The following is a 10755-nucleotide window of genomic DNA, read 5'->3' as shown; positions in this document are numbered from 1 at the left end:
CGGGTTTGCGCGCGCCCGCGCAAGCGCGGCATCGCGACGCCCGTCTCTCCTGCGAAAGCTTCAGCTCACAGTGAAGCGCACGCCGCGGCGGGGCCGGCCGGGGCGGGCGATGTGCTCGAGCGGCAGCACGTGGGTCTGCTTGACCTTGCCGAGCACGATATCGGTCTTGATGTTGGCGATGCCGGGCAGGCGCAGCACGCGCTTCATCATCAGCTCGGAGAAGGCGGCGAGGTCGGGCGCGACGATGCGCAGCACGTAGTCCGCATTGCCGCTCACCGAAAAACACTCCAGCACCTCCGGCAAGGCCGCGACCCCGTCCTCGAAGGCCTCGGTGCGCACGCCGCCGTGGCGCTCGAGCACCACATGGGCGAACGCCATCACGTCCAGTCCGAGCGCGGCAGGGTCGAGCAGCGCCGCGTAGCCGGTGATCAGCCCGGCCTCCTGCAGGCGCTGCAGACGACGGCTGACCTGCGAGGCGGACAGGTGCACCGCCTCGCCGAGCGTGGCGTTGGTCGCGTCGCCGCTGCGCTGCAGTGCGTCGAGAAGCGCAAGATCGTGGCGGTCTATGCTCAGGGTGCTCATCATCCGGCCTCAGAATGCACGGAACGTGCGTATCGGCAGAGTTTATACCCGCATGATGCGCACACGGTGCGGAGCAGGCCAACCATAATGCCCGTCACCAGACCAAGGAGGAGACGAGCATGAACCTGACCGAATCGCTGCTGCACGCGCTGGTCGACCACGGCGCACGCCAGATCTTCGGCATCCCGGGCGACTTCGCCTTGCCGTATTTCCGCATCATCGAGCAGACCGGCATCCTGCCGCTGCACACGCTGTCGCACGAGCCCGGCGTGGGCTTCGCCGCCGACGCGGCCGCGCGCGTCCAGGGCGGCATCGGGGTGGCGGCGGTCACCTACGGCGCCGGCGCGCTCAACATGGTCAACGCGGTCGCCGCCGCGTATGCCGAGAAGTCGCCGCTGGTGGTCATCTCGGGCGGACCGGGGCTGGGCGAATCGCAATCCGGCCTGCTGCTGCACCACCAGGCCAAGACGCTGGACTCGCAGTTGCGCATCTTCCAGGAGATCACCTGCGACCAGGTGCGGCTCGACGACGCGGCACGCGCGCCGGCCGACATCGCGCGCGTGCTCGGCAACTGCGTGCGCAATTCACTGCCGGTGTACATCGAGATCCCGCGCGACATGGTCGCCCGGCCATGCGCGCCGGTAGTGCGCGAGGCGCCGCGCGCGGTCGATGCCGACGCGCTCGCGGCCTGTGTGGACGAGATCCTCGCACGCCTGCGCGCGGCCCGTGCCCCGGTGCTGATGGCCGGCGTCGAGGTGCGCCGCTTCGGGCTGGAGGACAAGGTCGCAGAGCTGTCGCGCCGGCTCGGCATCCCGGTGGTGACCAGCTTCATGGGCCGCGGCCTGCTCGCCGACCAGGACGCCCCGCTGATGGGCACCTACATGGGGCTCGCCGGCCTGCCCGAGGTGAGCGCGCTGGTGGAGGATTCCGACGGACTGTTCCTGGTCGGGGTGATCATCTCCGACACCAACTTCGCCGTCTCCGGCAAGCACATCGACCTGCGCCACACCATCCAGGCGCTCGAGGCCCGGGTCACGATGGGCTACCACACCTATGCCGACATCCCGCTCGACGCCCTGATCGACGGGCTTCTCGCGCGCGTTCCGCACGCCGACGCGCACTTCACGGTCGACCGCCCCGCCTTTCCGCACGGCCTGCAGGCGGACGAAGCGACGATCGCGCCCGCCGACATCGCCTGCGCGGTAAACGACCTGATGGCGGCCCACGGCAAGCTGCCGATCGCCTCCGACATGGGCGACTGCCTGTTCACCGCGATGGACATCGAGCACACCGCGCTGGTCGCGCCCGGCTACTACGCCACCATGGGCTTCGGCGTGCCCGCCGGCCTCGGTGTGCAGGCCGCCACCGGGCAGCGGCCGCTGATCCTGGTCGGCGACGGCGCCTTCCAGATGACCGGCTGGGAGCTCGGCAACTGCCGGCGCTACGGCTGGGATCCGATCGTGCTGTTGTTCAATAACGCGAGCTGGGAGATGCTGCGCACCTTCCAGCCCGAGTCAGGCTTCAACGACCTCGACGACTGGGGCTTCGCGCAGATGGCCGCGGGCCTGGGTGGCGACGGCGTGCGCGTGCACACGCGCGCGCAGCTGAAGGCTGCGCTCGACAAGGCGATCGCCACGCGCGGACGCTTCCAGCTCATCGAGGTGATGATCCCGCGCGGCGTGCTGTCGGAGTCGCTGTCGCGCTTCGTCAACGCGGTCAAGCGCCTCAACGCCGCCAAGGCCGCCTGAGTCCGCTGTAATCGCGACTCGCGTCGCTCCTACGAGAACCACTGCGCTCTCGGAGACGTCCGTAGGAGCGACGCGAGTCGCGATCGGGCGGTCCCGATGCGTCAGCGCGGGTCTTGTGCGCCGCAATCGCGACTTGCGTCGCTCCTACGAGAACCACTGCGCTCTGGAAGACGTGCGTAGGAGCGACGCGAGTCGCGATCGGGCGGTCCCGATGCGTCAGCGCGGGTCTTGTGCGCTGTAATCGCGACTTGCGTCGCTCCTGCGAGAACCACTGCGCTCTGGAAGACGTGCGTAGGAGCGACGCGAGTCGCGACCGGGCGGTTCCGATGCGTCAGCGCGAGTTTTGTGCGCCGCAATCGCGACTTGCGTCGCTCCTGCGAGAATCACTGCGCTCTCGGAGGCGTCCGTAGGAGCGACGCGAGTCGCCACAGATACAGGAACGGGCCCCGCGGGCCCGTTCATTTGCTGCACAAGCGCGGCGGGAATCAGCCTTCGAGCAGGCTGCGCAGCATCCAGGCCGTCTTCTCGTGCACCTGCATACGCTGGGTGAGCAGGTCGAGCGTGGGCTCGTCGCTCGCCTTGTCGGCGATCGGGGCGATGCTGCGGGCGGTCTTGACAACCGCTTCCTGACCCTGCACCAGCAGGCGGATCATCTCCTGCGCGTTCGGCACACCTTCCGGCTCGGCCATGCTGGTGAGCTTCTGGAATTCCTTGTAGGTGCCCGGCGCCGGGAAGCCGAGCGCGCGGATGCGTTCGGCGATCTCGTCCACCGCGAGCGCGAGTTCGTTGTACTGCGTCTCGAACATCAGATGCAGGGTGTTGAACATCGGCCCGGTCACGTTCCAGTGGAAGTTGTGCGTGGTCAGGTAAAGCGTGTAGCTGTCGGCGAGCAGACGCGACAGGCCCTCCGCGATCTTCGCGCGGTCCTTTTCCTTGATGCCGATGTCGATTTCCATGCTGGTTCTCCTGTGTATGCAGGCTTCACACCGCCCGCAGGGGTTTGCGCTTCATGTTAGCGCCTGAGGGATGCATTGATCAAACCGATTACCCTGATGGATCCGATCAAGAATTCTCATCGCGAATCCACCCACGGCACCTGCCCGGGCGGCACGGCGCGGCCCACCGGACGCACGCCCGGCAGGGCGCTGTCGAGGATCGCCGCGCGCAGCACGTCGATCGCCCCGTTGCGCGGATAGGTCACCCGCCAGGCGAGCGCGACGCGACGCGAGGGCTCCGGCATGGTGAAAGGCCGCACCGCGACCAGCGGATTCTGCGTCGCCATCTCGTCCGCTGCCGAGCTCGGCAGCACGGTCACGCCGAGGCCGGTGGCCACCATGTGGCGGATGGTCTCGAGCGAGCTGCCCTCGAGCGTGCGCTGCAGCCCGCCGATGTTGCGGCAGCTCGGGCACACCTCCAGCACCTGGTCGCGGAAGCAGTTGCCGGCACCGAGCAGCAGGAGCTGGTCGTCGGCGAGATGCTGGGGGTCGATCTCGCTTTCCGCATTCCACGGATGGTCGGCCGGCATCAGCACGCGGAAGGGCTCGTCATACACGGGCTGCGCCACCACGCCCGCCTCGTCGAAGGGCAGGCTGATGATGATCACGTCGAGTTCGCCGCGCTTGAGCGCCTCGGCCAGACGCGCGGTGAAGTTCTCCTGGATGATCAGCGGCATCCGGGGCGCGAGCTGATGCACGCGCGGAATCAGCCGCGGCAGCAGGTAGGGTCCGATGGTGTAGATCACGCCCACACGCAGCGGCCCGGCGAGCGGGTCCTTGCCTGCGGCGGCGATCTCCTGGATCTGACTCGCCTCCATCAGCACCCGCTCGGCCTGGGCGACGATCCGGCGCCCGGTCTCGGTGATCTTGACCTCCGAGGCGCTGCGCTCGAAGAGCTGGATGCCGAGCTCCTCCTCGACCTTCTTCACCGCCACCGACAGCGTGGGCTGCGACACGTGGCACTTCTCGGCGGCGCGGCCGAAATGACGCTCGTGGGCGAGCGCGACGAGATAACGGAGATCGGTCAGGGTCATGGCTTCGACACGATGGAAGGGCGTGCACCCGGAGTCGACGGTGCCCGATGTTACCCCGACTGATCGTTGCTGCGCGCCCCGAAAGCGCACTGGGTATACTCGCGCATTCTGCGCCGCCGCCCGCTTCCGATGCACCTCCACCGCCCCCCCACCGCTCTCGCCCTGCTGTCGCTGCTGGCTGCCGGCACCGTCGAAGCGTCGTCCGCAGATGCCTTCTTCGAGCCCCTGCCGGTGGTGCTCAGCGCCTCGCGTCTGGCGCAGCCGTTGCAGGACAGCCCGGGCGCGGTCACCGTGATCGATGCGGACCTGATCGCCGCGACCGGCTACCGCGAGCTCGCGCGCGTGCTGCGCCTGGTGCCCGGATTCCAGGTCGGCCAGGAGCGCGGCAACCTGCAGTGGGTGACCTACCACGGCCTCGGCATGGACTCGCCGATGCAGATCCAGCTGCTGGTCGACGGACGCGCGTCGCTGACGCCATCCTTCACCGCCAGCGCCGAGCGTGCCCTGCCCGGAGACATCGAACGCATCGAGGTGGTACGCGGCTCGAACTCGGCCGCCTACGGGTCCAACGCCTTCCTCGGCATCGTCAACATCATCACCGACGACGCCAGCCGACATCCCGGCACCCGGCTGAAGCTCGCCACCGGCGCACCCGGCATCCGCGACGCGAGCCTGCGACACGCCGTGCAGAGCGGGCCCCTCAGCGTGCGCATCGGCGCGCATCATGAAGAAGACGAAGGGTTTGCCGATCTGTACGACGGTCGCCGCACCGACGTCCTGAACCTTCGCGCCGACCTGCAGGTGGGCGAACACGATGCACTCGCCCTCAACGCGGGGGTCGCCGAGAGCACCCACGAACTCGGATACGCCGGCTCGATCTTCGACATCGCGGCCCAGCGCGAAGGGCGCGACACCAACCGATCCCTGCATCTGCGGTGGCGGCACGGCCCCGAGGACGACGCGATACGCGTGTCGGCCTACTGGAGCCGGCAGAGTCGCGACGATCTCTGGCGCTACGACTCCGCGGCAAACAGCCGGACCCTGGCGAACGCCTTCCCCGAGCGCCTGCGCGGCACGGTCGGCAACAGCGCCACCTTCGTCCAGCACAACCTGGAGATCGAGCGGCGCGAGCGCGTGGACGAGGCCACGCGGCTGATGTGGGGCGCGGAATGGAAGCGCATCGAGCACGACTCGCCCTTCTGGTATCACGAGCGCCGCAACCATGCGCGGGACGAACACCGCCTGTTCGCCAATCTCGAGCTGCGAACGGGCACCGCCTTCCTGTGGAACGCGGGCGGCATGCTGGAGCAGTTGCAAGGCGACGAGGCGCGGCTCGCGCCACGCGTGTTCCTGAACTGGCAGGCCGCTCCACGGATCACCTGGCGCATCGGCCACTCGCGCGCATGGCGACAGCCGGACCTTTTCGAGCGCAACGTCGACATACGGATCACCGACGACAAGGGCGAGCTGGTCCAGCGCCGGCAATACCCCAATCCGGACCTGCGCCCCCAGCGCATCGACGCCAGCGAGATCGGCTTTCTCGGCGTTTTCGGCGACAGCCGCAGCACGCTCGACGTCCGCCTGTTCCGCGAGCGCATCGAAGACCTGATCGTGCGCAACGCCGTTCCCTCCGACTGGCCGATCGAGGGCAAGCTCCCCGAGGCGATCTCGCGAGGGCTGGGCAGCACGCGCTGGGAGAACCACAGCGGCCGCGTACAACTGAACGGCATCGAAACCCAGCTCCACCTGAAGCCCTGGCGCGGCACCGAGTTCCTCCTTGCGCACAGCCTCATCGACCGCGACGTCGACGACCCACGCATCCGCCGCAACGTCGCCCCCTACACGGCCAGCCTGAGCTGGCTGCAGCGTGCAGGGGCGTGGCGCTCGCTGCTCAGCGTGCTGCGCATGGGGCCGATCGACGCCGGCTTCAGCTATGTTCCCGGCTTCGACTACACCGTGCCGTCCTACACCACGGTGGACTGGAGCGTCTCGCGCAGCCTGCGGCTGTTCGACATGGCGGTGGAGCTCCGCCTGACCGGCATCAACCTGCTCGGCCGCCACCAGGAACTCGCCAATCGCCCCCTGCAGGCCCAGCCCGAGTTCGCCGGCCGACCCGCCAACGAGGTGAGCCGCCAGGCCTGGCTCGCGCTCGAAACCACTTTCTGAACGCAGCCTCTTGAAGCGCCCGTGCCCGACCCGATTTGAAAACGCAGGTTTCGTCGGGAACGGCGCACGCCAGGCCGCGTCCACGACAGGTGGCCGCCGGGACTCCGGCGCCGAATCTTTCCGTTGCCGAACAAGGATGCCCGACAACATGCGCAAACTCCTGACCGTCACCGCCGTCGCGCTCGCGCTCGGCACCCTCTTTCCCCAAGCCTCGGCGCTGAGCGCCGCGCACGCCCAGGCGGCCGCCCCGTCGATGGTCTCGCCCAACCGCTTCGGCCTGCCCGACTTCGGCGACCTGGTCGAGCAGGTGGGCCCGGCGGTGGTCAATATCCGCGTGGTGCAGCGCGCGGCCCAGGGCACGGCGGGCGAGAATCCGCTCGCCAACGACCCCTTCTACGACTTCCTGCGCCGCTTCGGCGTGCCCATGCCGGGCTTCCCCGGCCAGCCCGGCATGGGTCCGCGCGCGCGCCAGGGCATCGGCTCGGGCTTCATCGTCAGCAAGGACGGCTACGTGCTCACCAACGCTCACGTGGTCGCCGGCGAGGATGGCGACGCCGCGCTCTCCGAGGTCACCGTCACCCTGATCGACAAGCGCGAGTTCAAGGCCAAGGTGGTCGGCATCGACCGTCGTACCGACGTCGCCCTGCTCAAGCTCGACGCCAGCGGCCTGCCCGCGGTGAAGATCGGCAACCCCGACCAGGCCCGCGTGGGCGAATGGGTGGTGGCGATGGGCTCGCCCTTCGGCTTCGACAACACGGTCACCGCCGGCATCATCTCGGCCAAGGCGCGCCGCCTGCCCGACGAGACCTACGTGCCCTTCATCCAGACCGACGTGGCGATCAACCCGGGCAACTCCGGCGGTCCGCTGTTCAACCTCGCCGGCGAGGTGATCGGCATCAACTCGCAGATCTACTCGCGCTCGGGCGGCTTCATGGGGATCTCGTTCGCGATCCCGATCGACGTCGCGATGAACATCAAGGACCAGCTCGTCAGCCACGGCCGCGTGCAGCGCGGCCGCCTCGGCATCGCCATCCAGAACGTCGACAAGGACCTCGCCCAATCCTTCGGCCTCACCGATCCGCGCGGCGCGCTGGTCGCCAGCGTCGAGCCGGGCAGCGCCGCCGACAAGGCCGGGCTGCAGGCGGGCGACGTGGTGCTCGCGGTCGATGGCCGCCGCATCGACGACTCTGCCGAGCTGCCGCGGGTGATCGGCGAGAAGCGCCCGGGCACGCGCGTGAAGCTGGAGCTGTGGCGCGACGGCCGCAGCCGCGAGGTCGCCGCCACGCTGGACGAGCTCAAGGCCGAGACCGTGGCCGGCAGCGCACCGGCGCCCAGCCAGGTGGAGCGTATCGGCGAGCAGTTCGGACTGAGCGCGCGTGCGCTCACCGCGGAAGAGACCGCCCGCCTGCAGCTGCGCGGCGGGGTGGTGGTGGAGGGCGCCGACGGCGCCGCGGCCCGCGCCGGCCTGCAGCGCGGCGACGTCATCCTGGCGATCAACAACCAGCCGGTCGCCAGCGTCGCAGACCTGCGCGCCCAGCTCGAGCGCGCCGGCAAGCGCTTCGCGCTGCTGATCCAGCGTGGCGAGGCACGCATCTTCGTGCCGGTACGCCTGGAGTGATGGCAGCGCGCTGAAGGGCGAGCGGGCAAGAGGGCGGGACCGGCGACGGTTCCCGCCCTTTCCACGTCCGCCTGGGCGCACTCAGAAACGGAAGCGCGACACGGATTCCTGCAGGCGCAGGGCGAGTTCGCCGAGCTCGCGCGCCGAACGCACGGTGTGGGCGAGCGCGTCGTTGTTGCTGCGCGCCATGCCGGCGATCTCGCCGATGCGCGCGGTGACCGACTCGCTCGCACTGCGCTGCGCACCCGTGGCGCCGGCGATGCGGTCGAGGCCTTCGCCCACCTCGACCACGAGCGAATTCGCCGCGGTCAGCACCTGCATCACCGCGTCGGCCATCTGCCGGCTGGAGGCGAGGTGACCGAGGCCGTCGTCGAGCGCGCCGCGCACCGAGCTCGAACGCCGGGCCACCTCGCGGGTGATCTGGTCGATCTCGCCCGCCGAGCGCGCGGATTTCTCCGCCAGCTTGCGCACCTCGTCGGCCACCACCGCGAAGCCGCGGCCCTGCTCGCCGGCGCGCGCGGCCTCGATCGCAGCGTTGAGCGCGAGCAGGTTGGTCTGCTCGGCGATCTCGCGCACCTCGCTGGTCATGCGCGAGATCGCCTGGGTGGAGTCGACGAAGGCGACCACCGCGTCGGCCATCTGGCGCACCGCGGCCTCGACCTCGCCGACCTCGCCGACCAGACGCTCCAGGCTGCGCTGGCCCTCGCGCGAGCGTTCCAGGCTGTCGTGCGAGCGCTCGCGCACCGCCTCGGCGTGCTCGGCGATCGCGGAGATGCTGCCGACCATCTCGTCCACCGCGCCGGCCGCGCCCACCGAGCTCTCGTTCTGGCGCTGCGAGCTCGCAGCGACCGCCTCGGCGTCGGCGGCCAGCCGGCTCGCCGCCTCGGTCACCGCGCTCGCCGAGTCGCCGACCTGGCGCACCAGCCCGCCGAGCGTGCCCATCATGTCGTTGAAGGTGCGCGCGCTGCGGCCGATCTCGTCGCGGCCGCGCACCGGCAGTTGCAGGCGCAGGTCGCCGCCACCCTCGGCGATCCGCCCCAGGCCCCGGTTGAGGCCGTCGAGCGGACGGGTGACGAAGCGGGTGATGAAGAGGTAGATGAACAGGATCAGCGGGATCGACACCAGCGCGGCGAACATCGCGCTCTGGTTGCGGAACGCATTCACCGCGGCATTCGCCTTGTCGAGCGAGATGCGCATCGACACCGCGCCGAGCGGCGTGCCCTGTGGCACCTGATGGCAGGCGATGCAGTCCTTGCCGAGCCAGGCGGGCGAGGCCAGCGAGGGAATCACCACGCGCAGATGCTCGCCATGCTCGGCGTCGTGGTCGACCCGCATCGTGGCGCGGCCCTCGACCAGGGCCAGGCGCTCGTCGGCGTCGCGCGCCGCGTCGCGCGCACCGCCCGCCCCGAACACCCGGCTCACCGCCTCGCCGCGGATCACCTCGAGGTCCTGCACCACGCTGAGCTCCTTGATCTGGTCGAGGAAGACGTCGCGCTGCGCCACCGTGCCGGTGATCATCATGCCGGTGAGTCCGGCCATCGTCATCTCATTGACCGTGCCGGCGAAGTCCTTCGCCTGCTCGATCGCCATGTCGCGGTTCACCCGGGTTTCCCAGACGATCATGCTGCCGAACGCGGCCACCATCATCAGCCAGATCGCGCCGGTGAGACGCAGCCATATCGGGGTGTCGGAAAATCGGATCATGTCGGTTCTCGCGGTCCTGCGGACGGTCGGCGGCGTGGGGACAGGCAGCCTCTACTCCTTCCTTACGGCCGCGCACGGCCCGGCTTGAGCGCACTTCTTCCGCGCCGCAACACGAGCGGACGAAGGAATATCGACCGAATTTGTTATAAGTCGGGTGCCGGCAGGCGGATCCCGGCATGCAACACGATGGAACTGGCGCGGCGCATCCTGGTCTGCGCAGTTCCCCGCAAGGTTTGTTCCTTCCTTCAACCCCCGACTCAGGAGGCTCACGATGAAAAAAGCGATCGCCCTCGGCATCCTCTCCCTTACCCTCGCCACCGCGGCTTCGGCCCAGGTCAAGCCCGAGGACCAGATCAAGTTCCGCCAGGCCGGCTACAGCTTCATGAGCTGGAACATGGGCAAGATCAAGGCCAACCTCGAGGGCGAGTACAACCCCCAGCAGGTCCAGGCCGCCGCCACCGCGATCGCCGGCATCGCCGGCTCGGGCATGGGCGCGCTCTACGGCCCGGGCACCGAGAAGGACATCGGCAACCTCAAGACCCGCGTCAAGCCGGAGTTCTTCCAGGAGATGCCGAACGTCGGCAAGCTCGCCACCGACTTCAACAACGCCGCCGCCAACCTCGCCAAGGTCGCCGCCACCGGCGACAAGGCCGCGGTGCAGAAGGCCTTCGCCGACACCGGCAGCACCTGCAAGGCCTGTCACGACAAATACCGGATGGAGTAAGGCGTCAGATATCGAACGACAAAGCCACCTGCGGGTGGCTTTGTCGTTCCTGGCACGGATGCGCGCCTAGGAGTCTGCGCGGCAGAACTCCAGAGCGTGTTTTCTAGCAGAATGATTGGCGAACCGCGAGGTGCGGCACGAGACTGAGGCCGTGGTCAAGTTGCTTTGCGACGGCGCGGCGCGC

The 10755-nt window shown here is 69.1% G+C and carries 8 protein-coding genes; 4 read left to right on the top strand and 4 right to left on the bottom strand.

Annotation, left to right across the window (positions count from 1 at the left end; genetic code table 11):
- Positions 1–60: 60 nt before the first annotated feature.
- The gene (locus PO78_RS01520; RefSeq protein ID WP_004302896.1) at positions 61–582 is read right to left on the bottom strand and encodes an Lrp/AsnC family transcriptional regulator; all 522 of its coding nucleotides are present in this window, start codon (positions 580–582) and stop codon (positions 61–63) included.
- Positions 583–701: 119 nt separating this feature from the next.
- Between PO78_RS01520 and ipdC the strand changes: the two genes are divergently transcribed.
- Positions 702–2330, top strand: a complete 1629-nt coding sequence (gene ipdC / locus PO78_RS01515) for an indolepyruvate/phenylpyruvate decarboxylase (RefSeq protein ID WP_012584242.1) — start codon at positions 702–704, stop codon at positions 2328–2330.
- Between the two features lie 485 nt (positions 2331–2815).
- Here the strand turns inward: ipdC and PO78_RS01510 are convergent, their stop codons facing one another.
- Together PO78_RS01510 and PO78_RS01505 are read right to left on the bottom strand one after the other, a co-directional pair.
- A complete protein-coding gene (locus PO78_RS01510) occupies positions 2816–3286 on the bottom strand; it encodes a Dps family protein (RefSeq protein ID WP_004302900.1) in 471 nt (156 codons plus the stop codon).
- Positions 3287–3402: 116 nt separating this feature from the next.
- Positions 3403–4359 carry a hydrogen peroxide-inducible genes activator gene (locus tag PO78_RS01505; protein ID WP_043741661.1) on the bottom strand — a complete coding sequence of 319 codons (957 nt, stop codon included), beginning with the start codon at positions 4357–4359 and terminating at the stop codon, positions 3403–3405.
- A 129-nt stretch (positions 4360–4488) separates the two neighbouring features.
- On the opposite strand from PO78_RS01505, the gene PO78_RS01500 reads away from it, so the two are divergent.
- On the top strand, positions 4489–6525 hold the full coding sequence (locus tag PO78_RS01500; RefSeq protein WP_043741784.1) for a TonB-dependent receptor plug domain-containing protein: 2037 nt from the start codon (positions 4489–4491) through the stop codon (positions 6523–6525).
- 148 nt (positions 6526–6673) lie between these two features.
- Complete coding sequence (locus PO78_RS01495) at positions 6674–8143, top strand: DegQ family serine endoprotease (protein ID WP_012584244.1); 1470 nt, start codon at positions 6674–6676, stop codon at positions 8141–8143.
- Positions 8144–8224: 81 nt separating this feature from the next.
- Here PO78_RS01495 and PO78_RS01490 read toward each other — a convergent pair whose 3' ends face one another.
- The gene (locus PO78_RS01490; RefSeq protein WP_043741659.1) at positions 8225–9847 is read right to left on the bottom strand and encodes a methyl-accepting chemotaxis protein; all 1623 of its coding nucleotides are present in this window, start codon (positions 9845–9847) and stop codon (positions 8225–8227) included.
- 271 nt (positions 9848–10118) lie between these two features.
- Here PO78_RS01490 and PO78_RS01485 point away from each other — a divergent pair, with 271 nt between their 5' ends.
- Positions 10119–10571: a c-type cytochrome gene (locus PO78_RS01485; protein ID WP_004304669.1), complete on the top strand. Its 453-nt coding sequence runs from the start codon at positions 10119–10121 to the stop codon at positions 10569–10571.
- Positions 10572–10755: the final 184 nt, after the last annotated feature.

The sequence above is a fragment of the Thauera sp. SWB20 genome (genome assembly GCF_000831325.1).
GTDB lineage: Bacteria > Pseudomonadota > Gammaproteobacteria > Burkholderiales > Rhodocyclaceae > Thauera > Thauera aminoaromatica.
Note: the sequence above shows the minus strand (reverse complement) of the source record. Positions and strands in the feature narration are given on the sequence as shown.

Coding starts and splice junctions, on each gene's coding strand:
- PO78_RS01500 (WP_043741784.1), top strand. CDS start 4,489: ATGCACCTCCACCGCCCCCCCACCGCTCTCGCCCTGCTGTCGCTGCTG.
- PO78_RS01485 (WP_004304669.1), top strand. CDS start 10,119: ATGAAAAAAGCGATCGCCCTCGGCATCCTCTCCCTTACCCTCGCCACC.
- PO78_RS01495 (WP_012584244.1), top strand. CDS start 6,674: ATGCGCAAACTCCTGACCGTCACCGCCGTCGCGCTCGCGCTCGGCACC.
- ipdC (WP_012584242.1), top strand. CDS start 702: ATGAACCTGACCGAATCGCTGCTGCACGCGCTGGTCGACCACGGCGCA.
- PO78_RS01520 (WP_004302896.1), bottom strand. CDS start 582: ATGAGCACCCTGAGCATAGACCGCCACGATCTTGCGCTTCTCGACGCA.
- PO78_RS01490 (WP_043741659.1), bottom strand. CDS start 9,847: ATGATCCGATTTTCCGACACCCCGATATGGCTGCGTCTCACCGGCGCG.
- PO78_RS01505 (WP_043741661.1), bottom strand. CDS start 4,359: ATGACCCTGACCGATCTCCGTTATCTCGTCGCGCTCGCCCACGAGCGT.
- PO78_RS01510 (WP_004302900.1), bottom strand. CDS start 3,286: ATGGAAATCGACATCGGCATCAAGGAAAAGGACCGCGCGAAGATCGCG.